This window comes from Arthrobacter sp. ES3-54 (genome assembly GCF_029504395.1).
In the GTDB taxonomy this organism is placed as follows: Bacteria; Actinomycetota; Actinomycetes; order Actinomycetales; family Micrococcaceae; genus Arthrobacter.
The window spans coordinates 1-25,369 of record NZ_JAQFIF010000011.1 but is presented as its reverse complement, the minus strand read 5'-3'; the positions used below and the strand labels follow the sequence as shown (position 1 = coordinate 25,369).

Below are 25,369 nucleotides of genomic sequence, written 5' to 3'. Positions count from 1 at the left end.
GTTGTTTGCCCGACGGACGATCCCCCCGCCTTTGACTGTTGCGCGGCCAGTACGACGGCGCGCCGCGGGGGACGCGCCGTCGTACTGGCTTAAACGCGGGGAGTTTCCGCGGGGGAGGGCGGCTGCTGTGTCTCCGTCGCCGGTTCGGTCGCCGGGGATGCCCCGGACTTCCCGGCCGGCAGGAGCTTCAGGCCCGCCGCGCAGCCGACGATCCCCGCGATGAAGAACAGTTTGAGCGGGCTGGCCGGTTCGACGCCGGTGGCCATCGCCCAGCCGACCGTCAGGGCCGCGCCGATCCCCACCCAGACGGCGTAGGCGGTGCCGAGCGGAATGCGTTTCACGGCCATGCCCAGCCCCACCATGCTCAGGGTCGCGGTTAGCGCGAACACGAGGGTGGGCAGCGGGCGGGTGAAGCCGTCGGAGAGGCCCAGGGCCGTGGCCCAGACCGCCTCCAGCACGGCGGAGGCGAGCAGGATGAGCCAGGCCAGCGTGGTGGCCGGCGACTTGCTTGTCGTTTTCAGTGTGCGGTTCGCGGCCATGGTTATGCCACCAGCTTCAGCCCGGCCACGCTCGCGGCAATCCCGCCGAGCAGCTGGATCCGCGCCGCTGTCGCGCGCTCAACTTTGGCGATCATCGCGTAGCCGGACGTCAGGACGACGCCGACCCCCACCCACACGGCGTAGGCCGTTCCAGTGGGGATGGACTGCATGGCGACGGCGAGGCCCCCGGTGCTGGCGAGGACCGAAACGAGGAAAACGAATGCGGGGACCAGCCGGCGGCGGCCGGTGGCCTGGGCGGTCCGGTGCAGGGCGGCGGCCCAGACGGCCTCCAGCGCCCCGGAGAGAATGAGTATTAACCACGACATGACAGCTCCTGTGGCCAGTCTTGTCGCGTGCCGGGTACTGAACCGTCGTCCGGAGGCCCGGAAGTGGGGGGCCTTGGCCTCCAATTCTAGCAAAGCCGCGTCACGGCCGGCCTGACTCACAGTCCGGCTGCGTTGCTCCAGACTGTGAAGGCACGCCCCACGGGGTAGTGCGCGCACTGTTCGTCCGGCGAAATCAGGTCTCCGGCGTCGATATCGGGCGCCGCCGAAACCGCGGCCCGGCCGTCGGCGTTGGCCAGGGTGGCCCGGCCGCCGATCCGCCGCAGGGCCGGCATGGCCCCGCGTTCCAGGCGCTGGACCGTGACGTCGATGCCCACGATTCCCGCCACCGGGCCGTCCGGACGGGTGAACACCGGGTGCGTGAAGGTCAGGACGTACTCGTCGGTGCAGAGGAAATCCACATAGGGCCCGGTGACATGCGCCTGGCCTGTTTCTACGGGGATTCGGAACCACTCGGCCTTGACGTAGCGGCTGATGGAGTTGGGGCTGAAGTTGGCCAGCGCGTCGACGTGTTCCAGGTCCGGGCCCTGCCACCAGGCGATATAGCTGCGCTCGGGCCCGAGCAGCCCCGCGTTGGCGATGAACCCTGCTCCGGCTGCGTAACCGCCGGGCAGTTGCAGCAGTTCCTCGACCACCGGCCGGATGAGCTTGTCCACGGCCGTGCCCGTGACTTTCCCGGACATGGCGGCCAGGGCCGCACCGGCGTCGGCAGCCCAGGCCGCCAGGCGGTGCTCGATGCCTGCGATGGTGGCGTCGAGCTCGGCGGCAGCCCGCTCGGCAGAGCCGGGTCCGGCCGGTGCCGCGGAGGGGCCTGCGGACGGGCCGGCGGAGGGGCCTGCGGTGGAGGTGGTTTCGGACATGGTTGCTGCCTTAGCTCGAAGCTGCCGGGACATTTGGGGTCAAAGTTGGTCGGTCAAGATTGTGCGATCAAGATCGTGGCTTATACGTGCGGGTGCAGTCAATAGCGTTTGGCCTGCTCGGTCAGCAGCCAGTCGGTAGTGGCGGAGATCAGGTCCTTGACCCCGGTTTCGGCGGCACCCGGATCGTGGGCCTCGATGGCGGCTGCCACGTCCTCGAGGATCACGGCCGTGCACCCGCGGTAGCCGGCGTCGGCGCAGGGCAGCAGCGTGAGGGTGCCAAGATCGGCCTGTAACCGGATGAGCTCCCGGGCCAGCCGGGCGGAGCGCGCAATGGCCGCGACTTCCAGCAGGAACTCCGAGAGGGCCAGGCGCCAGCTCGCGGAGTCGTCGTTGGCTGAGGGGATGAACGAGCGCAGCGTGGCGATGTCGGCGGCATCGGAGCGCCGGGCCGCCACCCCCGCGCAGGCCGCGGCGATCGCCTGGTAGTGCAGCGCGAGGTCCCTGATCTGCAGCCGGCTCAAGTCCTGCAGCTGCGCCAGTGCCCGTTCCCGGGAGGGCAGCACGTTGTCGGCGATGAAGCTTCCGCCGCTGCGGCCGCGCGCGGTCCGGATGATTCCCGAGGCACGCAGCTGCGAAAGGGCCTCCCGTGCAGTTACCGCGGACACTCCCAGGGCCGCGGCCAGCTCCGTTTCGTTCGGCAGCCGCTGGCCGCTGGTCAGCAGCCCGGTCTCCACCGCCTGCTCGATCCGGCCGCACACTTCATCCACGAGCCCGCGTGATTTGATCGGCGTGAACACCGCCGCCAGACTCCGGGAGGCGCCATTCGGCGACAACAACATCCGGGCCTCCCTTCCCTCCGGCCGTATCCGGCGTTACCTTCCGGGGCATCCATGCAGCTTCCGCAGGCGGCGCCGCCGTGCGTCGCCCGGGATGATGTCATCCTAATCCGGGCTTTGCCGAAGGGTCTATACATAAAACCTATGAAGTAATAGCATTTGGCCCAGCAGCCCTGTGTGGACTGGATCACATTCCGCTGCGTGGCTCTCTCGTGGACGATCCGGCAACGGAGTAAGGCGAACCCCATGACCGAAACACTGGCCGCCGGCACCTCGACCGGAACCGAAGAGATTCCGGCGATTCGCCTCCGCAAGCTCACCAAGGTCTTTGGGGATACCGTAGCGGTAGATGGCGTGGACCTGGACATCCGCCACGGGGAGTTCTTCTCCATGCTTGGCCCGTCCGGCTCCGGCAAGACCACGGTCCTGCGGTTGATCGCCGGCTTCGAACTGCCGACGTCCGGAAGCATCGAACTCGAGGGCAAGGACGTCACGGCGATGGCGCCCTTCCAGCGGGACGTCAACACCGTCTTTCAGGACTACGCCCTGTTCCCGCACATGTCTCTCGTGGACAACGTCGCCTACGGGCTCCGGGTGCGCGGCATGCCCGGGAACCGGCGGCGGGAGCGGGCCAGGGAGGCCCTGGACCGCGTCCAGCTCGGGAAATTCCTCGGCCGCAAGCCCGCCCAACTCTCCGGCGGCCAGCGGCAGCGGGTTGCCCTGGCCCGGGCGCTGGTGGTCGAGCCGAAGGTCCTTCTGCTGGATGAGCCGCTCGGTGCCCTGGACCTCAAGCTCCGGCAGCAGATGCAGGTAGAACTCAAGGAATTGCAGCGCTCGCTGGGCATCACCTTCATCTTCGTCACCCACGACCAGGAGGAGGCCCTGACCATGAGCGACAGGATCGGTGTCTTCAACAACGGCAGCATCGAACAGATCGGTACCGCGCACGAAATCTATGAGCGCCCCGCCGGCATCTTCGTGGCCAACTTCGTCGGCACCTCCAACATATTCGACGCCGCCCAGGCCCAAGCGCTCTATGGCCGGCCAGACCCCCTGTGCATCCGTCCCGAGCGGCTGCGCGTCGCCTGGACCGGGGAACCGGAGCGCCGATCCGGCATCACCTCCCGGCCCGGGACGGTGACGTCGTTCGTCTATGTCGGGCACGCCACCCAGGTGCGGGTGCAGCTCGACGGCGGTCCCGCCGTCGTCGCGCTGGTTCCGGAAAAGCTGCCGGGCGGCGACGCAGAACTGGTGAACCAGCCCGTCACGGTCAGCTGGGACGACGACGCCGTTGTTTGGCTTCCGGCCCGCGGCACCTGACGGCGGACGCCGGGCGGACTTCCCGCCCGTGGCGCAGCGTTCCCAGTCCAGAGATTTTCTCCACATCGAAAGGTAAGGATCATGGCACCAAAAACTAAGGCCTCCCTCGTTGTTGGGGTGTTTGCCGCGGCAGCCCTCGCGCTGTCAGCCTGCGGAACCAGCGGCGGATCGGGTACTGCGCCTTCGGCGCAGCCGGTCAAGACCGAGATCGGCACCGGTGAAGGCCAGCTGTCCATCCTCGGATGGCCCGGCTATGTCGAGGACGGCAGTAACGACCCGGCGGCCGACTGGGTGCATCCGTTCGAACAAGAAACCGGGTGCAAGGTCAGCTTCAAGCCGTTCGGCACTTCCGACGAGGCCGTAACGCTGATGCGCACCGGACAGTACGACGTCATCTCGGCTTCCGGGGACGCTTCGCTGCGCCTGGTCGCCGGCCAAGATGTGCAACCGGTCAACATGAGCCTCCTGAAGAACTATCCGGACATCTATCCGTTCCTGAAGGACAAAGCCTGGAACACCGTCAACGGCGTCAACTACGGAATGCCCCACGGCTGGGGCGCCAACCTGCTGATGTACTCCACGGACAAAGTCACCCCGGCGCCCGCCTCCTGGAGCGCGGTGTTTGACGACGCCGCCAAGCATTCCGGCAAGGTCACGGCCTACGATTCGCCCATCTACATCGCCGATGCCGCCGTGTACCTCATGGCCCACAAGCCGGACCTGGGCATCAAGAACCCCTATGCCCTCGACAAGGACCAGTTGGCCGCCGCCGTCGACCTGCTCAAGCAGCAGCGCACGCACATCGGCGAGTACTGGAGCGACGTCGTCAAGGAGGTCCAGGCCTTTACGTCCGGGAGCACCGTGGTTGGCACCACTTGGCAGGTGGGGGCCAACATCGCGACGGGCGAGGGCGCCAAGGTTGCAACCCTTCTCCCCGAAGAGGGTGCCACCGGCTGGTCGGACACCTGGATGATCGGATCCAAGACCAAGAACCCGAACTGCGCCTACAAGTGGCTCGACTACATCGCCAGCCCCAAGGCGAACGCCCAGGTGGCGGAGTACTTTGGCGAATCCCCGGCCAACGCCAAATCCTGCGAGCTGACCAAGGATCCCAAACACTGCGAGACGTACCACTCCGGTGATACGGCCTACGCCGAAAAGATCTGGTACTGGACCACCCCCGTGGCCGAGTGCCTCGATGGCCGCAAGGACGTCAAGTGCACCGACTATTCGGAATGGACCAAGGCCTGGACGGAAATCAAGGGCTGAGTCCGGCGCCGCGCACCCAAACCGCAAGAACAATCCGGCCCCGGCGGCCGGCAGAGACTAAGGCGAGATGGCACAACGGATACAACAACTGCCGCCCGGCCCACCCCGTGATGCCGGGGCTGTACCCAGGGCGAAAACCAACGCCTTCTCGGCGTTGCTTCACCGATCACCCCGGCTAAGGCTGGCCGCGCTGCTCACGGCCCCAGCGGGCTGGCTGGTGCTTGTGTACATCGCGGCCCTGGCGGCATTGCTGATCACCGCGTTCTGGACCGTGGACACCTTCACGGGCGAGGTGTCCACGGTCTGGACCACGGAGAACATCGTCACGGTCCTGACCGATCCGGTGTATCAGCGGATCACCCTGCGGACATTGTGGATCGCGGTTGCGGTCACCGTGATCGACATGATCCTCGCCCTGCCCATCGCGTTCTTCATCGCCAAGGTGGCCAGCGCCCGCTGGGAGAAACTGCTCGTGGTGGCCGTGCTGATGCCGCTGTGGGCCAGCTACCTCGTCAAGGCCTACGCCTGGCGGAATGTCCTGGCCGAGGGCGGGCTCCTGGAATGGCTGGGGACTCCGCTCGGCCTCTCGTCCCCGGGCTACGGCGAGACTGCTGTCATCCTGACCCTGTCCTACATCTGGCTGCCGTACATGATCCTGCCGATCTACGCGGGCTTTGACCGGGTGCCCGACTCCCTGCTGGAAGCCTCCGGGGACCTGGGCGCGAAACCGCTGACCACCATGCGCCTGGTCATGCTTCCGCTGCTGGTCCCTTCCATCATTGCGGGCACCATCTTCACGTTCTCCCTGTCCCTGGGCGACTACATCACCGCGCAGATCGTTGGCGGGACCACCCAGATGCTGGGAACCGTGGTCTACGCAAACGTCGGAGCCGCGAACAACCTGCCGTTTGCCGCCGCGGTGTCGCTGGTTCCGATCGCCATCATCATGTTCTACCTCTTCATCGTCCGTCGGTCCGGCGCCCTGAATAACCTGTAGCGAAAGGCGCATCATGAGGCTTTCCCGTAGCGCCAAAGTGGTCCTGGGCGTCGTTACCGCGCTGGTGCTGTTGTTCATTTACACCCCGCTAATGCTCGTGGTGGTGAATTCGTTCAACGCGGACCGGACGTTCGGCTGGCCGCCCAAGGGCTTCACCTTGGAATGGTGGGGCAAGGCTTTTGACTCGCCCGGCGTCCGGGAGGCCGTCCTGTCCTCGCTGTGGGTGGCGGTGGTCGCGACCGTCATCTCGCTGCTGCTGGGGACGCTGCTGGCACTGTCCCTGCAGCGGTATGACTTCTTCGGCCGCGACGTCATCAACCTCCTGGTGATCTTGCCGATCGCTCTGCCCGGAGTTGTCACCGGCATTGCCCTGAACAACATGTTCACCACCATCCTGGGCGTTCCGCTGAGCCTGTGGACGGTGGTGATCGCCCACGCAACGTTCTGCATGGTGACCGTATTCAACAACGTCATAGCGCGGCTCCGCAGAATGAGCCCCGGTCTGGAGGAAGCCTCGGCCGATCTCGGCGCCGGCGTCTTCGCCACTTTCGGCCTGGTGACGTTCCCCCAACTGCGCTCTGCCCTGCTGGCAGGCGGGCTGCTGGCCTTCGCGCTCAGCTTCGACGAGATCATCGTCACCACGTTCACGATCGGCGCCGGTGAGACCACGCTGCCGATCTGGATCCTGCAGAACCTCTTCCGTCCGAACCAGGCGCCCGTGGTCAACGTCGTGGCCGTCGTGCTGATCGTGGTTTCGATCGTTCCTATCTGGCTCGCGCAGAAGCTGTCCGGGGACTCCGTGCGTGTCAGCGGTGCCCGCCTGAAGGCGGACGAGCGCTAATCCGTGCCGGGTTCCGCAGGATCGATGGAGACAACCGCCAGGAATCCACGCCCCACGATTTCCGGCGCCGCGGTGTCAGCGCCGACGACGGCGTCATAACGGTTCAGTTCGACGCGCTCCGGCTCCGACTCCGAGGTGACTGTGGGCGGCCCGACGGGACTGCCGGCGTCCGGCGCAGGGTCGCCCGCAGTGCCGGGGCTGACCGTCCCCTGGCCCTGCAGGAGGATGCCGAACTGGCCCCCGAACACCGGATGGGCCCGTTTCTTGGACAGCTCGATGATGGACGTGTAGCCCTTGAAGGCGCCGTTGCGGGTGATGACGTTCAGGTCCCGGATGTCGCCGGTGGGCAGTGCCCCTGCCGCGGCGGCGTCGCCGGAGAACCGGAACGGCCGGTACTTCTCGAGCGGGTGCTCGGCGCCGTCCACGCTCAGGAGCAACAACTCCCCGTCAATCACCGTCAGCACACGGTCCATCCCTGCGAAGGCAGAGAAGGGGCCAGCCTTGGATACCTCGGCAATGCTGATGCGCCAGTCCCATGAGTTGTCCTGCGCTGTGTTTTGCATGGCGGTTTGCACGGACGGGGTCCGGGGATGGCGGGCCACTTCGCGGGTGACCCCGCCGCCGTTGCGCCAAGGGTGGGCTTTGAGCTCGGCATAGCGGATGATCTCCATGGCACCAGCCTATCGGCCGGTCCCGGGGCACCTGGAGCCAGCCCGGCTGCGATGCCGGCGCTTCTGCCGATGCTGGCGCTTCTTCCGATGCCGACGCAAAGTCGGCGGCGGCGGTCCTGTCTTGCTAACGTCAGAGGCAGAAGGCGTGCAGAAGGAGCCAGAATGTTTGTCAAAGTGTGCGGCCTCAGCACCCCGGACGCGGTCCGCGCCGCGGCCGGTGCCGGCGCGGACGCCTTCGGCTTCGTCCTGACCCGCAGCGCCCGGGAGGTCACCCCGGAACAGGTCAGGAACCTCCTCGCCCACGTCCCGAACGGGTTGCCAGCGGTGGGGGTGTTCCGGCACGAACCGGCCGCCGACGCCGTCGACGTCGCCCGTGAAGCGGGCCTGGTCTGGGTCCAGCTCCACGGGGACCGATCACCGGCGGACGTCCGGACGGTGCACGACGCCGGGATGAAACTGATCCGGGCCGTCACAATGGCCGCCGCTGCAGACGCCTTCGACAACTGGGGTGAAGAGCTGCTCCTGATCGACGCCGCCGTCCCCGGCTCCGGCGAAGCCTGGGACTACGGCTCCGTCCGGGCCAAGGCCCTGGCTGGACGCAAGTGGTTGCTCGCCGGCGGCCTGGATCCCGCCAACGTGGCCCGGGCAGCGGCGGAAGCCGGGGCGTGGGGCGTCGATGTGTCTTCCGGCGTCGAGTCCTCGCGCGGCATCAAGGACCTGGCCAAGATTGGGGACTTCGTGCGGGCGGCCAAGGAACCGGAATGAGGCAGGCCACCCGCGGGCTATCAAAGGGAGCTAGGAGCGTTTGATGATGACATCATCGATGTATTCGTCGCCCTTTTGCCTGTTGTGCTCAGCGCCGAGCTGAACTTTGCTCAGGCTGCTCCCCAGCATGTTGACGCTCGTGCTGCTGTATTTCTGCACGCCGTCGAACCACACCTGGATGGTTGATTTGCTGCCGTTGGCGGTCACCCGCATGCTTACATGGTGCCAGGCGCTCAGGGAGATGCTCCCGGAGATCAGCTTCGTGTAGACAAAGGTGCCGCTCGGTGAGGTGACCCGGAGCCACAGCTGCCCGTTGCTGTTGTAGCGGTAGATGTCCGCGACGCGGGTGGAGCCGGAGAAGAAGCGGAAGTACGGTACGTCATTGCCGGAAACGCCGGCCACGGTGATATTGAACCAGCCGTCTGCGTACGAGGTCTTGGTCCCCGAAGGGAACGCCGGGGAGGAAAGGTTTGCGAGCGAACCGGAATCCGTGGTCACGTGCAGCTTGGCCGCATGCGTCCCGGTGTGGGGCCGCGAACTGGACATTGTTGCCGTGCCGGTGCCCGACACTTTGGGGATGAGGCCGCAAAAGCTGCCCGATTCAAAACTTGTGGCCAGTACGACGGACCCAGAAAAGGAGTTCGTCGGTGCGGGGCTGCACGTTGCGGCCGTAGCAACCTGGGCGGAACCGAAGACAAGGGAACCGGCTACGAGTAATCCGAGCGTCCCAACCATGCTGAGTGTTCTAAGTGTTCTCATTGCAGATACTTTCCGTGATTGGTTCGACTTGATGATGTGCGCTTGTGCGGCGCAGGGCGGGCGGCTTCTGTCATGCCAGCTGCGCCAGATGTACCAACTGCACGACCGCCGCGACGCCGACTATGGCCAGAAGGGCTGCCGTGGTGATCACCACGGCGCGCGGCAGTGCCTTGTCCGGATTCAACACACGCAGCACATCGCAGCTCACGAGTGCTGTCACTGTGGCCAGTCCTGTCAGGAAGATGATCATTTCGCACGCACCAGGGCCCGCTGTGGCCTCTTGAACTCAAGGCCCAGGAAAGCGAGGGTCAAGATCGACAGGACGCATACGCCCGCCGGCGGTGACCAGAGCTGCGCATAGATCATCGCCGTCGCCACGAGGGTGGACATCGTGAGGCTGAAGGCAATTGCGATCGCGATGATGAGGGGGAGCGCGCCAGCGGTCGTGGCCGAGCGCGTTGGGCCGAAGTGGAGGAGCAGCACCAGCGCTGTTCCAGGTCCGGCCAGCATCAGCAGGCCGATCACCGCCAGGCGCAGGCCCTCGGGGCCGACAAACGAGAGCGGTATGGCGGCTAGGGCGACGGCTGCCGTCGCATAGCTCACGTAGCTGCGTTCAGTTGCCATTGGTAACTCCTTCGATGTGAAAAATCACGCCGCCCGCGTTTTCATAAACCTTCGTCCAGCCCGGACTGGTGGCGCATGTGGCGGTAAAACGTTGAAGGTCGCCGGTGGGAGTCGAACCGCGGAGTTCGGCCGCCTCCCGCTGGCTTTCGGTAACGATGAGGTACGCGCCCGCTTTGTGGGCGATCTGGTTGGCCGCATCACAGCTGAGCGGCGCGGCGTTGGGAATGGGCTCGGCAGCAACGAGCGCCCGGTAGTCATAGTCCGCGTAGTGCTGGTATCTCCACGGAGTGTTGCGAACTGCCTCAATCAGGACAGCGCCGGTGGGCGCAGTCGAATAGAGGCGGTTCACTAAGGCGATTTCGTCGTCGTTGAAGCTCTCCATGCCGTCGTTTCCGTAGCGGGAAACGACCGTGGCCGTGGCCAATACCGCGCCCATGAGCAGCAGCGCAAGGGCTCGGCGCAGGCTCAGCCCGGCAGTGTTCTCTGACATCAATGGCAGCACCGCCAGACACACAGCAAACGGAAGGCTAAAGAGATACAGGCGCAGGAGCAGTTCGCCGCCATATGGCTGGAGCGGAATCAGGACCAGCGGCGCAAGCGCCGCGGCCGCGGCCGCCAACCACGGTGCCTTCCGCCGGTAGCCGACGATGGCACCGGCAACGGCGAGAATCCATACCAGCGCGACCTCGGCGATGCGCGTGTAGACCACCAACACATGGGCATCGCTGCCTGAGACCCTGGTGCTCAGCGCGCCGAGGCTGTTCGCGCCAATGTCACCGAAAGAGCCGAGAAGTTGGCCAAAGTGCCCCGACAAGAAGGTTGAGGCCGCAAAGATCAGCCAGCCGACCGGCAGGACCACGGCCAGGACGGGCAAGAAACGCAGCCGGAGATGGCCGGTCAGAAGCAGCGCGGCCAGGATGGGGATCGCGGCGAAGGGGCTGAGCTGATGGGAAGCGGTCATGGCAAGCAGGAACAGCCCGCAGACCACCACAAGCACCGCCGTGTCCGTCCGGCGTGGCTCCACGGCGCCATATCCGGGTACCGAACTGTCAAGCTTGCTGACACTGCGGGCAAGCCACCGCGAGAACCCGGTGCCCTCCGTGGGCCAGGCCCAACCAGCAAAGACGCTGAGCAGGCAGGCAACCAGGGTGAGCAGGAGGACGAACGAATGCGCCTGCGGCGACAGATAGTCCTGTCCAATCCAGCTGGCCACGTAGAAGATCCAGACAGCAGCCCACGCCTGGCGCGGATTTGCCGTCAACCGCCGTGTCAGGGCCAGCAGCGGTGCGAGTAAGAGGAAGTTGATCCCCACCGGCGCCCAGGTTGCGATGCCGAAAAGGTCCTTGGCGCCTGTCGCCCCGGAGAGCATTCCCAGCAGGCTGAAGAATCCGGGCCAGTCGAAGTACGCGTCCAGGCTCGGATCGAGCTGGCCCGATTGGCCCATGGTGTCGGCAATGCCCAGATGGCGGAAGCTGGCCTCGAGCCGGGGCAGGCCATGGATGATGGGGTCAGCCCCAGCGAGGACAACCACTGTCACCAGAAGCTGCCAGGTCAGAAGGGCAGGGACCAGGCGGCGGAGGCTCAAGGAGGCGACAAATCCCGCCAGGCTGAGCCCGAGCGCCACGAAATAAGCAGGCGGGAGGACGCCGATGAGTCCGGCCCCGCCGATCCGAAGGGGATCGACCTGGGTCATGCTCCAGACGCCGAGGGCGAGGGCGGCCGCGGCTGTCGCGGCCAAGGCGCCGATGTGCCACGACGGCGTCAGTCCCAGGTTGCGGTGGGTGGGCGGTTTGGCACCGCCGACGTGCGCATGCGCCTCATGCCGGTGGGCGGTGTGCACGGGGCTTGTTGCCGTTTCGTGTGTCATCATTTCCTCGATTCAACTCGGCTGGTGGCGCGCTGAAGGAATCTCGCCTGCGGCTGGGGCGGGGTTCATTCGGGTCAGGGTGATCAGACGCCAAGCAGCAATCAGCGAAGCCGTCGCCTGGGCAACGGCCCAGAGGACGGATACGCCGGTGAGGCCATATTGCTGGGCCACGGCCGCGGCGGGGGCCACGATCAGGATGGCGGCCAAGGTGGCGACTGCCGTGGATTCGAAAAGCCGCCCGTGGGCCCGGCACAGCCCGTAGTAGACCTGGGTCACACAACTCAGGAGGAGTGCCGGAACGAGTACAGGAAGGAGGACCCACGCGGACGCGTACTGCGATCCGAGGAGGCCCAAAAGCAGTGGCCCGGCCAGCATCAATATCAACCCGGCTACGAGAGTCAACAGGAAGCTGGCCCGCAGGGCGGAGCCGAGGAGTCCCGGCCTCGCCCGCTTTCCCGCGAGGGCCGTTTGCAGCGTAAAGCCGGCGGACTGCGGCACGAAGAACACCGCCGAGGCCATCATCCACACCACGAACCAGGCGGCCGTCGGGGCGGGCCCCAGAGTTGCTGCAACGATGAGCGGAAGCAGGTAACCGGGCGCGCGGTCGGCGAGCATGAGGGCGTGGTTGGGGAGCCCGGGCTTCAGGAGTTTTAGGGCCGGACGCGGCCGGAGGCCATGCTTCCAATCGGGGGAGACCTGGGCCCGGGCAAGCTGGCGCAGTCCCACGAGGACGCTGGCCAGCGCGCCGGCGGCAACTGCGGCCACAATCACCGCCAGGTCACGGAGTCCGACGGCGAACGCGGCGGCCAGGAAGGCGAGCTGCACGAGGCTCTGCACGAGGCTTCTGACCAGCGTTCGGTCGGCCCGCTCCTGGGCCACGCCCACGTAGTCAAGCTGGTAGGCGCTGGCCGCGAGGAGCGACGTGGCCAGGAAAAGGACCGTGACCAGCGGGATCCAGGCCTCGCCCACACCTGTGCCGAGCCAATTTGTGATGATAACCAGCAGGCCCGCGCCCAGCAGGGCGAAGGTCGCGACGGCAAGCAGGCTAGCGGCGATGAGGCGCCGGCCGCCGTCATTTTCCGCGGGAAGGAGGGTCAGCGTGGCGGGCCCGACACCAAGCATCCCCAGCTGCACGGTCAGGAGGGCGGCCGACACCACCGCGGAGCCGAGCCCCAACTGCTCCGGCGGGAGCACGAGGGCCGCGAGCGCCCAGAACAGGAAGCCCGTCACCATGGGGGCGATCCTCGCGGCGGCCAACCAGGCCGCGTTCCCTCCGACCGAGATGGGCTTGTGGGCCGGCCTCAGGAGCTCGCCGGCCATGGCGCGGTAGTTGTAGAGCAGGAAGCCCATCCAATACGGCAGGAAGCGGGGCGCGCGGACCAGCGACAGGCCCACACCCCGCACGGTGGCCAGCAGGGGCAGCATCACCAGCCAGCCGGCCCGGCCCGTGTGTTTGCGGACGGTGCGGGCCATTCCGGCCCCGTCTTGGAGCCACTGGTCGCGGGCGTAGTCGAACGTGTCGTCGAACCTGTGTCTGACCACTACGGAGTCGGAGACGCCGAGCCGGTACCCTGCCTGCTCCAGCCGGATCCTGAGCTCCACATCTTCCCCCGAGCGGAAGTCGTCGTCGAACCCGACGTCGAGCAGCACGTCGCGACGCATCAGCGTGGCGCTGACGCCGAACCACTTGCGCACCCGGCTGTGGTTGTGGTGCCACGCCAGCGCGGCCCCCCAGTACCCGGGTCCGTCGGCTTCGCTGGCCAGCCCGAATTGCAGGCCGTCGTAACCGCCGGATTCGAATTCGGTCAGCAGCCGGGGCAGGCTCTTCGACGGAAGGACGACGTCGGCGTCGATCAGGGCGACTACCTCACCGGTGGCACTCCGGGCGCCGAGCATTCGGGCGGCCGGCAGGCCGCGTCCCTCATCGGAGATGACGGTTGCCCCGCAGTCGCGTGCGATTGCTGCAGTGTCATCCGTGGAGCAGCCATCGACCACGATCATTTCGTGCGGATGTTGGCTGCGGATCGACTCCAGGCACTCGCCCAGCCAGGCTGCGGCATTCCGCGCTGGAACGACAACCGACACCCTCAGATCGCTCACGTGGCCTCGCCTCACTCATCCAGTTTTGAACGAACCAGATTCGCGATGAAGTCAGAGGCCTGGTCCGCTGACCAGGCGGCGGGCAGCCGGAGCAGCCAGCAGGGAACGTCTTCCAGCGCCCGGCGCACCACGGCCGCCTTCTGGCCGAAATGCTCCTCCAAGGGGACGAGGCTGGTGGCGCCGAGGGCCTCGACGAGCCGCCGCGACACCATGGGCAGTTCCGAATGGAAGTTGCCGACGATCCGCGACGTCATCCACTCCGCGCTTCGTGCCTCCAGCCGTGCGTCCGCGCCGTCGAAGCGCTCAAGGAAGATGGCCAGCTGTGCCGGCGCCGCGGACGAAATCCGCTGCGCGCCGAAGACATGCTCCGGCTGTACCATGCGGTGCTCGGGGGACCAGCGCCGGGTGAAGGCCGCTGTTTTCGGGTACCGGACAATGACCGGATGGACCGCCGTGGCCAGATGGGCGACGGGCGTCGTCAGCCATCCGGGGGCCAGGGGCTTGCGCGTGCCCCGGAACATGTCCGGGTAGATGGCGCGGTGGTGGGGTTTGATAAACATCGGCTTGGCGTAGCCCATGAGCATTCCGCCGGCGCCCATGAATGCCCAGTCGTCTGCCATGAACCGCACGTCGCGCATGGCCACCAGCTTCGCCACCGTGCTGGTCTTTCCGACTCCTCCCCAGGCTGGCAGGAGTACCCCGGAGCCGCGGAAGTCCACCACTGCGGCATGGATCATCGCCGCATCCTCCTCGACGCACAACCGGTCCAGCAACGGAATCACGGATGTCAGGAGCTCGCCGGCGCCTTCGATCCGGTACCCGTCTTTCGTCTCGATAATCTGGACGCGGTCCGCCGGAATATAGAGGGACTCCCCGGTGAACCGGTAGGCATCCTCTGCATGCGACTGGCTGGAAATCGGCGTTATTTTGGCGCCGATGGTGATCCGCCGTGGCGCGCCGGATTCCCCAAGGAACGGGGCGAGCATGTCCCTTAGCTGCGGTTCCCCTGGCGTCCCGGCCTCGACATCGATGCCCACGATCCCGTGGACATCGAAGGTGGCTCCGGCAGAGGCGCCGATCGGCTGTTTCACGTCGCGTTCAGGTTGGCTCATGATCCAGGCTTTCTCGGGTCGGTTTCCTGCGGTCAGGTGGTTCCGGATGCAGTGGCTGCACCGGGCGTTTCACAGGGCGGTGTACAGAGACGGGCACCCAAGCTGCGCGGGTCACTGGACTTCCCTCCAAGGCTCCTCCGCCGACACCGCGGCCGCCTTCAGCGGCGAGGCCGCGGTAGGCAGGCGGCGGCCGCGTACATAGCCGGTCGCGGTGGCCGCGAGCACGGCCACGATGGTTGCCGCCCGGCCGAGCCCGGCGCGGTCCCCGCCGCCGAGCCAGCCGCGGATTCCGGCAAACACTGCACGTGGCAGGACCTGCCGGACATAGCGCCGTTCGGGACCCAGTGCCCGCTTGTGGCCGACCACCCTGCTGACCTGCGCCTTGGAAATCCCTTCGCCCCAGGAACGTGCAAGCATGTAGCGCAGGGTGCCGCGCTCGACCGGAACGTGGTGGTGCACCAGGGCAGCGGGCTCATAGACCACCCGGGATCCGGGCGCTCCCAGCACTGCACGGATGCACAGTTCGGTCTCTTCGCATCCCAGCGGGACGGCGCCCTGACGTCCCAAGGTTGTGTTGAAACCGCCCACCCGGTCCAGGACTTCGGCGCGGAAGGACATGTTCGCGCCAATGACATTGCGGACTTCGGCGGCGACTTTAGGCATCCCCCGGTACGTGCAGCCGACTATCCAGTCGAGCTCATTGGCGAAGTGGCCAGGCCGCCCGGCTTCCCAGAGCGGCTCCACCCGGCCGCCCACAGCCAGAACGTCGGGATCGTCGTACAAGGCCGCGAGCCGCTCGAGCCAATCCGGCTCGGCTTCGGCATCGTCATCGAGGTAGGCCACAATCTCCGCCTTGGCGATGCCCGCTCCGGTGTTGCGGGCGCCGGAGAGGCCCTTGGGCCCGGTGTTCTCGACAATTACGGCGTCCGGGACCGTGAAGATCAGGCGCTTGTACAAGTCGACGTTGTAGTCGACGACGACGATCGTCTGCTTGGGCGGGACGGTCTGGGTGCGGACCGAGTCCAGGGCGCCCATCAGCCTGTCCCACCGGTCCTCCGAGTAGGAGCAAATGACCACGGATACTTCCGGAATGCTGGGGTCCTCGGACATCCTATTCGCCTGCCCGTCCGCCCAGAACGCTGCTGGGATCGGTGGGAACGTGGGGGAACACCACGCTGGGGTACTTGTACTTGACTCGGCGCAGGGCTTCGGGACGGGCTCCGGCGGTCGGAGCCTCCCAGCTCACGCGCTCGCGGGCAAGGGTGCGGAGCACCCGCCAGCCGTCCCGGAACGTGTGCAGGTTCGACTGGCCTGAGATGCGGGACAGCTCATGGCTAGGAACCTCGGCAATGCGGAGGCCGGCCCTTGAGGCCCGCACAATCAGTTCAGTTTCGATCTCGAATCCGTCCGACTCCAGCTCCAGAATGTCAACGCATTCGCGGCGCAAGGCGATGTAGCCGTAGCAAAGATCCGAGTAGTCACTGTGGAGAACGGCGTTGGCGAGCCAAGTGAGCATCTTGTTTCCCCCGCTGCGCAGCCAGGTGAGATCGTCCGAGCCGCCACCCGTCACATAGCGGGAGCCTTTGACGAAGTCGTACTCGTGCTGGAGTGGAGTCACCAGCCAGCCGATCTCCTGCGGGTCCATGCTGCCGTCGCCGTCCAGCATGACGATGATGTCCCCGGAGGCCGCGGCAAATCCGGCCCGCACGGCGTTTCCTTTGCCGGGGCGGGGTTCTGCCACCACCACGACATCCAGGCGCAAGGCCCGGGCCACATCGACTGTGCCGTCCAAGGAACGGCCATCAACAATTACCACCTCATCCACATAGGAGGGCATACGCCGCAGCACCCACGGCAGGTTCATTGCCTCGTTCAAGGTGGGGATCACCACGCTGACTGAGGGATTTGCCGGCGGGGGCGTCGTTTGGGGGCGCACGTTTGGCTTGAGATTCGGGATGGACACTGGCCTCACCACTCAATAACGTTTTCTGCTCGTCTCAACTGCAGCGCTTTCCGGCTCCTCCAGCCGGAAAATAGACCCAAGCTAACGCTGAACGGTTGTCGACAACTTATTGATGTACCCCAGGGTTAAAGTCTGGCCACGCCACCTTGCATTAACCTTGGATTAACTTGAATGTTCAACTTAAAATCAGGGAAAACTGTTGATGCCCGCTGGCCCCCATGCGACACTGGCCGGATGCGGACACGCGTTATACGGGGGCGCGTGCCGGCAAGCCGCCGGCGTCTCCCCACCTTCCGTTTTATGGCGGTTACCGCCATGGCCCTGGGCCCAGTCCTGGCCGTGGCCGCATGCAGCGGGGATGGCGCTCAAGGGGGCGAGCGGCCGCTCTTCACGTCCACTTCGGCGTCGCCGGCCGGACCGTCAGGCGCCCCGGGCACTGGCGCTACGGACGCCGGCCCCATGTCCGGGACGCCGACGGGAGCTCCGGAAGGTGGTGCCGCGACTGGGCCAGCCCCGGCATCGGTAAATCCGCCCGCGCCCCAATCCGTACCCGCCCCGGCCCCGCCTCCCGTCCGGACCACGGATGTGACAATGACCGGCGACCTGCCCGGCTGGAAGCAGGTCTTTGTCGAGGACTTCTCCGCCGGCGACGTCCCGCTGGGCCGCTTCCCCGGCCCGCTCTACAGCGCGGGGTGGAGCGCAGGCTACAAGGACGGGACCCCGGACACTGCCGGGCAACGCAGCGGCGGCAAGTCCGGCTACTACCCGTCCAAGGTGCTTAGTGTCCGCAACGGTTCGCTGGATTGGTACCTGCACTCGGAGAACGGGATCTCGATGGGGGCGGCGCCGACGCCCAGGATCCCCAACGCCAGCTCCAACCCGCCGCGTGCCAACAGTCTCCTCCACGGCCGGTACTCGGTCCGCTACCGGGCTGACGCGCTGCCCGGATTCAAGACGGCCTGGCTACTGTGGCCGGACAGCGGCGTCTGGCCCCGGGATGGCGAGGTGGACTTCCCCGAAGGGGATCTGGCCAAAATCATTTACGGCGCCGTCCACTTTGACCGGAACGGCGCGGATGCCTGGGAGAAATTCGATTCCGATCAATACGTCACTTCGTGGCATGTGGCCACGATGGAATGGAGCCCCGGGCGGGTCGAGTTCTTCCTCGACGGGCGGTCCCTGGGCATCAGCACCAAGGCGCCGACGTCGCCCATGCACCTGATCCTGCAGACCGAGTCCTGCCTGACCGGCTGCCCGGCCCCGGCGACCCAGGGCCACGTCTCGCTCGACTGGATCAGCATCTGGGTGCCGGCTTGAGGCCCTAGGAAGTCCGCGGCGGATTACACGGCGGGCCGCCGGCGTCCGAATACTGGTGGCGCATCACTTGCGCCGGAGCGTGAAGGAATCCGAGAAGGTGTAGCCGTCGGCGGGAACGAACCGGGCGGCAAGTTCATCCGCCGTGGCCGTGACGTCCAGGGTCCCAAAGGCCGGTTCCTGGTTCTTTCCGGATGTGCTGGCGAAATAACGCATTTCCGGGTCATCGGATCTCACGTTGTAGAGTCCCACGCCGCCAACGCCCACCGTGGCGAACACGGTCCCCGAGCCTTCGGCCATGGCGCCGTCGGTATCGGCCAGGCAGCCGGAGGTGAAGCTGGCGGGAACGAGTTCCGCGCAGCTGCCGCCCGTGGCCAGCTGATGCGTCCGCTGATAGAGGTGGTCGTGGCCGGACAGCACCAGGTCCACCTCCTTTTCGATCAGCATGTTCGTGAAATCCTGCCCCGCCTGGCAGTCATAGTTGCCCACGCTCAGGCACGGGGTGTGCATCCCCACCACCGTCCAAGGGATGTTCCGCGTTTTAGCTTCGTCGATGGCGTCCGCGGTCCAGCGCCAGCGCTCGCTGCCCCTCGAGTAGTCCAGCGGCTCCCCGCCCCGGAAGTCGATGCCGGGGGAGACCAGAATGAAGCGGACAACGGGGTTCTGCTCGGGGACATCGACCCGCCACTGGATGCCGTATTGGCCCTGGAGCCCGGGCAGCTTGTTGGGCAGGCACCGGACATATTTCTCGATGTCGCCGTCATGGCCGTCACTCTCGTGGTTGCCCGTCACGAGCTGGTAGGGGAAGTCCTCGCCGAGGCGGGCGGTGACCATGTCGCAGAACTGCTGTTCGAGCCCTGCCTTGTAGGCGAAGTCGCCGAGGGCGAGGTTCAGTTGGGGATTGAGGCCGGCAACGACGTCGAGCACCTTCGTGGCGCCCGAGCCGACGCCGATGTCACCCTGCGCGGTGAAGTGCACGGGCTCGCCGGCCGGCGGCGCGGCAGTCGAGGACGGCGACGGCGGTGCCGGCGACGGCGGCGCGGACGACGGCGGGGCAGAGGAGGGCGTGCCCGGGCTAGGGGCGGGTTCCGGCGGACCGGGCAGGCAGGCCGACAGCAATAAACCCAGGCTCAGCAAGAAAGCACCGATGCCCGCCTTGCCACGTTTCCCCAGGGACCCGGCCACGATTCCTCACATCACTTGGTTGATCAGGACTGTGCGAATAGTTCTGCGAAATTCGGTGAATGCCCGGCATTTATAGGCCAGAGTAACCCGGCCGCCGAGTGATGGCCAGAGAACGCGTCGGGCCCGGATCGAGCAATCCGCCGTCGGAAATCCGGAAGTCCCAAGCCAGCGTGCCCGCCTCACTGCTCCGCGTCGAGGGCCGGTCGGACCTAGCCCGGGACGGGCTTCCTCGTTAGCATGCAGAGTGGGGAACACCCCGATCGCCCCCCCCGGCGGAACAGGTCCGCCATCGCTCGAAGGAGACCGTTGTGACTCTGCCCGAAGGTTTGACCCCCGGAGTGTGGACGCTGGACATGTCCCACAGCGAAATTGGCTTCAGCGTCCGTCATGCGGGCATCAGCAAGGTCCGTGGCAGGTTCAACGAGGCTACCGCCGAGGCCCGCGTGCGCGAGTCGCTGGCGGACGCCAGCCTGCACGCCACGGTCAACACGGCCAGTTTCGATTCGGGGGACGCCAATCGCGACGGCCACGTTCGCGGCCCCGACTTCTTCGATGTCGAGACGTACCCCGACATGACGTTTCGGGCCACCGGGATCCGCGGTGACGGGGAGGACTACGTGCTGACCGGCGAGCTCACCATCCGCGGCGTCACCAAACCCGTGGAACTCGAAGTCGAGTACACCGGCGTGGCGGTGGACCCCTTCGGCGCCACTCGGGCCGGATTCAGTGCTGAGGCGGACATCAGCCGGAAGGAATTCGGCCTGACCTGGAATGCCGCCCTTGAAACCGGCGGGCTGCTGGTCAGCGACAAGGTCAAGATCAACGTTGAGGCCGCCATGGTCAAACAGGCCGCCACCTAAACGCCGAAGAGGCGGGGCCGGCACCTGAGAAGCGGTTTGCAGGCACCTACAAGCCGGTTGCCCTGTGCCGGAGACGGCCGGGGCGCGAAAGTCAGGGATTATTCCGGGTGAACCACTAATCCGAATGTCACTCCTACAGGCGAGAATGAATCCATGAAGACACTCCTGAACCTCATCTGGCTGCTCTTTGGCGGACTGTGGCTGGCCATTGGATATTTCCTGGCCGGCGTTGTCTGCTGCCTGCTGGTCGTCACCATTCCGTGGGGGCTGGCCTCGTTCCGCATCGCGTCCTATGCACTGTGGCCGTTCGGCCGCATGGTGGTGGACAAGCCCGGCGGAACCGGCATCTTTGCCCTGCTGGGAAACGTGATCTGGCTGCTTGTGGCAGGGATCTGGATCGCGATCGGGCACGTCGTCACGGCCTTCGCCATGGCCATCACGATTGTCGGCATTCCGCTGGCGATCGCCAACCTCAAGCTCATCCCCGTCTCGCTGATGCCGCTCGGCAAACAGATCGTTCCGAGCAATTCGCGTTATGTGACCGCGTACAGCCCCAGCCGGCGCTAGGGCTGCAGCACGGAGGGGGTGAGGGGGCGTTTCCCCTGTCAGTCCAAGCAATCCGAGGGAGAAGACCATGAGCGAACCGGCGTCCGCGGACACGGACCTCATGCTGGTCATTGTCCGCGAGTTCAGGGCCCCGATCCAGGGTGTGTGGTCCGCGTTGACGGACCCGGACCAGGCTCCGCAGTGGTGGGGCCCGCGAGGCTTCCATGTCCCGCGTGAGAGCGTCGACGCGGACCTCGAAGTTGGCGGCCTGTACCGCGCCTGCATGATCCAGGACAGCACCGGGCAGCAATTCTGGTGGAGCGGGGTGCATACCGATATTGAGCCCCCGCACCTGTTCATGTTCACCCATGCCTGGGACAGGCCCGACGGCACCCGCGGCTTCGAAACCGAGGTCACGATCCGGTTGGAAGAGGTCGACGGCGGCACGCAGATGACATTTACCCAGGGGCCGTTTGATTCCGCGGCCAGCCGCGACCGCCACGGCGAAGGGTGGCGTGAGTCGTTCGATCGGCTGGCGAATCACCTCAGCGTTGCCGCGTGAGCCTCAGCGGCTGCCGGTGGGCTGCCGGGACACCGTCAGGCGAGTTCGCCCTGCAGGTTCCGGCGGGCCGGCTCCAGCCACAGACCACGGGCGCGTTCAGTATGGAAGAGCGGATCAAGCCGCAGCAGCTGGCGGACGACGGCGGCACGGCCGGCAGCGAAGTCGGCGTCGCCGATATGCGCGAAGTCTTCCCGAACGGCGGCCAGGTAGCGGGCGTAGGCCTCCGGTTCCCCGCCGAGGACGGAGAGATCGGCGTCACTGAGCAAGGCGCCGCCGTCGTCCCCGGGCTCCGGGCGGTGGTCTGCCGTCAGCAGCACCAGGCGGACCACTTCGTCCACCTCGGCGGCCGGGAGGCCGGCATGCCGGAGCCGGTCTTCGGCAAGCCGCGCCGATTCTTCCTCGTCCTGTCCCGCCACACCGCGGTAGACGGCGTCGTGGAACCAGGCGGCCAGCACCACGGTCCGGGGCGGATCGGCCGGATCACACAGCAGGTCCAGGGCCTCCAGCACTGCCAGCAGATGGGTGCGGCCGTGGTACTTCCGGTGCTCCTCGCCCCAGCGGTCCATCAAGTCCAGGAAGAGAGCGTCGTGGCCCGGCAGCGCCTCGTTCCAGCGGTTCAGGAGCGGAACCCGGAGGGCCTTTCCGCGCCGGCGGGCCGGGATCCGCAGCCCGCTGGCGATCAGTTTGCGGACGAGGACCCGGCCCTCCACCGGGATGGCTCCGGCCGCCACCAGGGCCTCGTACCGGGTCTCGGCGACGTCGTAGTGGTCGCCGTCGAACGCCCGCTCGGAGATGCCGCCGGCCGCGGCGAAGGCGTGCAGCTCCTCGAGCGAGGTGTCCGAGACGAGGTGGGAAAAGTGGGTTCCGTGGGCAGGCCAGAGCGGCGGATCGACGTAGACGGCCATGGTGGCAGTCTAGTCCCGTCCGCGGGCACCGGCGCGGGCCGCCGTCGACGTCCCGGCCGGCGTCGGGCGGGCTCTGGCGGGGGTCACACCGCGACGGCGGGGCGAATGTTCTGGTTGCCGCGGAACACGTTCCCGGGATCAAACTCGCGTTTGGCTTCTGCCAGCCGGTTGTAGTTTTCATCGCCGTAGGCGGCGCGGATCCGGGCTTGTCCTTCGTCGCCGATGAAGTTCAGCCAGACGCCTCCGGTGGCGTAGGGGGATATGTCCTGGCGGAAGCGCTTGACCCAGGCCTTCGCGTCCTGCCCGCCCTGCGGGGTGTCGCCCAGGCCGAACGGGTGGCTCACCCAGCTGGCGCTCCGGTTCAGCAGCGGCGTGGCCGCGGCGGCAGGACCGCTCACCGCCCCGCCCCAATGGGCGATCAGCTGCTGGGAACTTGGTCCAGGGAGGTTCCGGGCCGATTCGATGATGACGTCCAAGGCGTCGTCGGAGAGTTCGTCGTGATAGTCAGCGCTCCAGTAGTTGTACTTGCCCGGCGGGTCGTCGAGGGAGCACTGGAAGTCGGCGTAGTCGGTATCCTCCACCAGGTCCACAACAGGGCCAAGCTCCCGGTAGGCCTTGGCGTGTAATTTGCCTTCCTCGGCGTCTCCGGCGAAGACATACACGACATACACCGCCATCTTGCCCACCATGTTCGGGGGCACAAAGGGTTCCTCCGGTGCAATCCCGTAGATGAGGGTGGCGGACTCTTCGTTGGGAGCCGCGATGGCCAGGTCCCGGTACCCGCGGCTGAGTTCTGGCGCCGCGTCCCCCGGCCACATCAACACCCCGGCATGTACCTTTGGCCCGAGCTGGTGGAGGCGGAAGGTGAATGACGTGGCGACGCCGAAGTTTCCGCCGCCTCCGTGCAGGGCCTAGAACAACTCGGGATTCTCCTGGGCGCTGGCCGTCACCTGCTCGCCGCCGGCCGTGACCAGATCCACGGAGACGAGATCGTCGCACGCGAAGCCGAAGGCCCGCTCGAGCCAGCCGGACCCGCCACCGAGCGTGAAACCGGCGAGACCCGTCGTCGAGACCCGCCCGCCTGTGATGGCGAGGCCGTATTCCTGGGTGGCGCGGTCAAACTCGCCGCAGGTGAGGCCTGCGCCCACCGTGGCAGTGCGGGCCTCCGGGTCCACCCTGGCGGACTTCATCGGGCGAACGTCGATTACAAGGCCGCCGTTGTTCATGGACATGCCGGCCACGGAATGGCCGCCGGCGCGGACGGCGACATCGAGGCCGTGTGTCTTCGCGTACGCCAAGGCCTCGGCCACCCCTTCGGGGTCGGCGCACGGGGCAATGACCGCCGGACGGCGGTCGATCATCGCGTTGAAGAGTCTTCGAGTTTCGTCGTATTCCGGGTGACCCGGCCTGACCCACTTCATGGCAGTGCTCCTCGGTGACCGCGGCTCCGCCCCACTTTTAGAGCTTACCGACGGCGCGCCAGCTGTGGCTACGGCCCGTTGCTCGGCCAGTTAGCCGCGGGCGGGTGGCGGGTTAGCCGCGGGTGTCGCGGACTGGCCGCGGGCGGGTGGCCGGTCAGCCGCGGGGCTCGCGGACCGGGTGGCGGTCAGCCGCGGGGCTCGCGGACCGGGTGGCGGGCTAGCCGCGGGCCTCGCGGACCGGGTGCTGGCTGACGATGGAAACACGGTTGAATGCGTTCATCGTGATCGCCAGCCAGCTGACCGCGGAAAATTCGTCGGCCGTCAGGTGCCGGCGGGCCTGCGCGCCCTCGCGGTCGCGGGCATGGGCGTCAGAGATGGTGGTGATGGCCTCGGCCAGCGTCAGGGCTGCGCGTTCCTTGTCGGAGAAGAGAGTGGTGTCCCGCCATGCGGGGAGCACGGCCAGGCGCTGGGCCGATTCGCCGTTCTTGACGGCATCGCCCACGTGCATGTCAAGGCAGTAGGCACAGCCGTTGATCTGCGAAATGCGGACATTGAGCAACTCGATCAGCGTCTCGTCCAGCCCGGCATCGATGGCGGCTTCCTTGGCCTTCAGGCCCAGCCCGTTGAGTGCGCGCCAGGCAGCAGGGTGCGCCTTGTCGAGGAATACATTCCGCTGCTGGGGATTCTGCGGTGCCGCCGTCTCAGTCATGGATTCCACAATACCGACGAGCCTTGGCACGGCCCGGAGCGGCGTGTGACAATTTTGTCAAACATGTGACAAGGTTTGGGGGTGGGAGTGTTTGGTTCGGTGGCCGGTTCCTTGGGGGACCCAGCCGCCGGACCACTCCTTCCGAACCGCTCCTTCCGAACGGGACCTTCTTGGGGCCGGGCCGGGCTTCGCCCCGAGCTCCGCAAGGCCTAGCTGCGTCGAGCTGACCTTCCCTGGACCTACTGAGGGACACGTCCAGCTGTGCGGGCCAGCCGAGGGCATGCCCCGGGGCCGCTAATGGTCCCGAGGAACAAGTTCAGTCTTCGTGCCAGGGAGTGCGCACAACGGGATTATCACCACCGGTACGTACCAGGGGAGGGCATGTCCCGTGGCCACGTGTGGAAGCCGAGGACATGTCCAGTCTTCGTGCCCGGGAATGAGCGCATGGGGAGTATCTCCACTGGTGCGGGCAAGCAGAGACCATGTCCCTTGGCCACATCTAGCAACGTGGGACATGTCCAGTTCTTAGCTCTACCGGGACGTGCCAACGGAGGGCATGTGCATGCAGTGGTCACAGGTGGCGGCGTGGGACATGTCCAGTCTTCGAGTCTGGGAACGGGCGCTCAGGGGAGTATGTCCACCGGTGTGCCCTAGGGGAGGGCATGTCCCGTGAACCCGCGCGGGAGCCGAGGACATGTCCAGTCTTCGCCCCCGGGAATGCGCACGAAGGGATTATGTCCACCGGTGTGCGCTAGGGGAGGGCATGTCCCGTGAACCCGCGCGGGAGCCGAGGACATGTCCAGTCTTCGCGCCCGGGAATGCGCACAAAGCTATTATGTCCACCGGTGTGCGCTAGGGGAGGGCATGTCCCGTGAACCCGCGCGGGAGCCGAGGACATGTCCAGCCTTCGCCCCCGGGAATGCGCACGAAGGGATTATGTCCACCGGTGTGCGCTAGGGGAGGGCATGTCCCGTGAACCCGCGCGGGAGCCGAGGACATG

The 25,369-nt window shown here is 66.6% G+C and carries 27 protein-coding genes and 1 riboswitch; of the genes, 9 read left to right on the top strand and 18 right to left on the bottom strand.

The features are described 5' to 3' along the window. Nucleotides 1-89: 89 nt before the first annotated feature. The 4 genes from M2428_RS16880 to M2428_RS16865 all read right to left on the bottom strand — a co-directional run bounded on the left by M2428_RS16880 (nt 90) and on the right by M2428_RS16865 (nt 2,582). Nucleotides 90-539, bottom strand: a complete 450-nt coding sequence (locus M2428_RS16880) for a multidrug efflux SMR transporter (RefSeq protein WP_277527118.1) — start codon at nt 537-539, stop codon at nt 90-92. A gap of 2 nt (nt 540-541) precedes the next feature. Next, nucleotides 542-865 (bottom strand): SMR family transporter, encoded by a 324-nt coding sequence (locus tag M2428_RS16875; protein ID WP_277527117.1) that lies wholly within the window; start codon nt 863-865, stop codon nt 542-544. A 9-nt stretch (nt 866-874) separates the two neighbouring features. Next, a riboswitch (guanidine-III (ykkC-III) riboswitch) is annotated at nt 875-943 on the bottom strand. 38 nt (nt 944-981) lie between these two features. Beyond that, a complete protein-coding gene (locus M2428_RS16870) occupies nt 982-1,743 on the bottom strand; it encodes a cache domain-containing protein (RefSeq protein ID WP_277527116.1) in 762 nt (253 codons plus the stop codon). Between the two features lie 98 nt (nt 1,744-1,841). Beyond that, the gene (locus tag M2428_RS16865) at nt 1,842-2,582 is read right to left on the bottom strand and encodes a GntR family transcriptional regulator (RefSeq protein WP_277527115.1); all 741 of its coding nucleotides are present in this window, start codon (nt 2,580-2,582) and stop codon (nt 1,842-1,844) included. A 243-nt stretch (nt 2,583-2,825) separates the two neighbouring features. Between M2428_RS16865 and M2428_RS16860 the strand changes: the two genes are divergently transcribed. From M2428_RS16860 to M2428_RS16845, 4 genes are all read left to right on the top strand, one after another. After that, a complete protein-coding gene (locus M2428_RS16860) occupies nt 2,826-3,899 on the top strand; it encodes an ABC transporter ATP-binding protein (protein WP_277527114.1) in 1,074 nt (357 codons plus the stop codon). A gap of 81 nt (nt 3,900-3,980) precedes the next feature. After that, entirely contained in the window at nt 3,981-5,168 is a 1,188-nt protein-coding gene (locus tag M2428_RS16855; RefSeq protein ID WP_277527113.1) for an ABC transporter substrate-binding protein, read from the top strand. A gap of 67 nt (nt 5,169-5,235) precedes the next feature. Further along, complete coding sequence (locus M2428_RS16850) at nt 5,236-6,165, top strand: ABC transporter permease (RefSeq protein WP_277527112.1); 930 nt, start codon at nt 5,236-5,238, stop codon at nt 6,163-6,165. 13 nt (nt 6,166-6,178) lie between these two features. Continuing rightward, nucleotides 6,179-7,006 carry an ABC transporter permease gene (locus M2428_RS16845; RefSeq protein ID WP_277527111.1) on the top strand — a complete coding sequence of 276 codons (828 nt, stop codon included), beginning with the start codon at nt 6,179-6,181 and terminating at the stop codon, nt 7,004-7,006. Here M2428_RS16845 and M2428_RS16840 read toward each other — a convergent pair. Further along, entirely contained in the window at nt 7,003-7,677 is a 675-nt protein-coding gene (locus tag M2428_RS16840; protein WP_277527110.1) for a HutD family protein, read from the bottom strand. The two genes, M2428_RS16845 and M2428_RS16840, sit on opposite strands and share 4 nt — an antisense overlap. Before the next feature lie 162 nt (nt 7,678-7,839). Here M2428_RS16840 and M2428_RS16835 point away from each other — a divergent pair, with 162 nt between their 5' ends. Further along, nucleotides 7,840-8,442, top strand: a complete 603-nt coding sequence (locus M2428_RS16835) for a phosphoribosylanthranilate isomerase (protein WP_277527109.1) — start codon at nt 7,840-7,842, stop codon at nt 8,440-8,442. 30 nt (nt 8,443-8,472) lie between these two features. Here M2428_RS16835 and M2428_RS16830 read toward each other — a convergent pair whose 3' ends face one another. The 8 genes from M2428_RS16830 to M2428_RS16795 all read right to left on the bottom strand — a co-directional run bounded on the left by M2428_RS16830 (nt 8,473) and on the right by M2428_RS16795 (nt 16,867). Further along, a complete protein-coding gene (locus M2428_RS16830) occupies nt 8,473-8,988 on the bottom strand; it encodes a hypothetical protein (RefSeq protein ID WP_277527108.1) in 516 nt (171 codons plus the stop codon). 283 nt (nt 8,989-9,271) lie between these two features. Further along, nucleotides 9,272-9,451 (bottom strand): hypothetical protein, encoded by a 180-nt coding sequence (locus M2428_RS16825; protein ID WP_277527107.1) that lies wholly within the window; start codon nt 9,449-9,451, stop codon nt 9,272-9,274. Continuing rightward, on the bottom strand, nt 9,448-9,825 hold the full coding sequence (locus tag M2428_RS16820) for a hypothetical protein (protein ID WP_277527106.1): 378 nt from the start codon (nt 9,823-9,825) through the stop codon (nt 9,448-9,450). Before M2428_RS16820 ends, M2428_RS16825 begins: the two co-directional genes overlap by 4 nt. After that, nucleotides 9,815-11,695 carry a hypothetical protein gene (locus M2428_RS16815; protein WP_277527104.1) on the bottom strand — a complete coding sequence of 627 codons (1,881 nt, stop codon included), beginning with the start codon at nt 11,693-11,695 and terminating at the stop codon, nt 9,815-9,817. Before M2428_RS16815 ends, M2428_RS16820 begins: the two co-directional genes overlap by 11 nt. A 9-nt stretch (nt 11,696-11,704) precedes the next feature. Beyond that, on the bottom strand, nt 11,705-13,792 hold the full coding sequence (locus tag M2428_RS16810) for a glycosyltransferase (RefSeq protein ID WP_277527103.1): 2,088 nt from the start codon (nt 13,790-13,792) through the stop codon (nt 11,705-11,707). Between the two features lie 11 nt (nt 13,793-13,803). Then, the gene (locus tag M2428_RS16805) at nt 13,804-14,904 is read right to left on the bottom strand and encodes a hypothetical protein (RefSeq protein ID WP_277527102.1); all 1,101 of its coding nucleotides are present in this window, start codon (nt 14,902-14,904) and stop codon (nt 13,804-13,806) included. A gap of 111 nt (nt 14,905-15,015) precedes the next feature. Beyond that, a complete protein-coding gene (locus M2428_RS16800) occupies nt 15,016-16,014 on the bottom strand; it encodes a glycosyltransferase (RefSeq protein WP_277527101.1) in 999 nt (332 codons plus the stop codon). A gap of 1 nt (nt 16,015) precedes the next feature. Next, the gene (locus M2428_RS16795; protein WP_277527100.1) at nt 16,016-16,867 is read right to left on the bottom strand and encodes a glycosyltransferase family 2 protein; all 852 of its coding nucleotides are present in this window, start codon (nt 16,865-16,867) and stop codon (nt 16,016-16,018) included. 591 nt (nt 16,868-17,458) lie between these two features. Here M2428_RS16795 and M2428_RS16790 point away from each other — a divergent pair. Next, nucleotides 17,459-18,184: a glycoside hydrolase family 16 protein gene (locus tag M2428_RS16790; protein WP_277527099.1), complete on the top strand. Its 726-nt coding sequence runs from the start codon at nt 17,459-17,461 to the stop codon at nt 18,182-18,184. Nucleotides 18,185-18,247: 63 nt separating this feature from the next. On the opposite strand, the gene M2428_RS16785 is transcribed toward M2428_RS16790, so the two are convergent. Then, nucleotides 18,248-19,159 carry a metallophosphoesterase gene (locus M2428_RS16785; protein WP_277527098.1) on the bottom strand — a complete coding sequence of 304 codons (912 nt, stop codon included), beginning with the start codon at nt 19,157-19,159 and terminating at the stop codon, nt 18,248-18,250. A 515-nt stretch (nt 19,160-19,674) separates the two neighbouring features. Here M2428_RS16785 and M2428_RS16780 point away from each other — a divergent pair. The 3 genes from M2428_RS16780 (at nt 19,675) to M2428_RS16770 (ending at nt 21,334) form a co-directional block, all read left to right on the top strand. After that, on the top strand, nt 19,675-20,226 hold the full coding sequence (locus M2428_RS16780) for a YceI family protein (RefSeq protein ID WP_277527097.1): 552 nt from the start codon (nt 19,675-19,677) through the stop codon (nt 20,224-20,226). Between the two features lie 153 nt (nt 20,227-20,379). Beyond that, nucleotides 20,380-20,793, top strand: coding sequence for a YccF domain-containing protein (locus tag M2428_RS16775; protein WP_277527096.1), 414 nt, complete (start codon nt 20,380-20,382; stop codon nt 20,791-20,793). Between the two features lie 67 nt (nt 20,794-20,860). Further along, nucleotides 20,861-21,334, top strand: a complete 474-nt coding sequence (locus M2428_RS16770) for an SRPBCC domain-containing protein (protein WP_277527095.1) — start codon at nt 20,861-20,863, stop codon at nt 21,332-21,334. Between the two features lie 35 nt (nt 21,335-21,369). On the opposite strand, the gene M2428_RS16765 is transcribed toward M2428_RS16770, so the two are convergent. The 4 genes from M2428_RS16765 to M2428_RS16750 form a co-directional block, all read right to left on the bottom strand. Then, complete coding sequence (locus M2428_RS16765; protein WP_277527094.1) at nt 21,370-22,239, bottom strand: DUF4031 domain-containing protein; 870 nt, start codon at nt 22,237-22,239, stop codon at nt 21,370-21,372. An 83-nt stretch (nt 22,240-22,322) separates the two neighbouring features. Beyond that, on the bottom strand, nt 22,323-23,057 hold the full coding sequence (locus tag M2428_RS16760; protein WP_277527208.1) for a BBE domain-containing protein: 735 nt from the start codon (nt 23,055-23,057) through the stop codon (nt 22,323-22,325). A gap of 93 nt (nt 23,058-23,150) precedes the next feature. Then, a complete protein-coding gene (locus M2428_RS16755; protein WP_277527093.1) occupies nt 23,151-23,660 on the bottom strand; it encodes an FAD-dependent oxidoreductase in 510 nt (169 codons plus the stop codon). 217 nt (nt 23,661-23,877) lie between these two features. Further along, nucleotides 23,878-24,369: a carboxymuconolactone decarboxylase family protein gene (locus M2428_RS16750; protein WP_277527092.1), complete on the bottom strand. Its 492-nt coding sequence runs from the start codon at nt 24,367-24,369 to the stop codon at nt 23,878-23,880. Nucleotides 24,370-25,369: the final 1,000 nt, after the last annotated feature.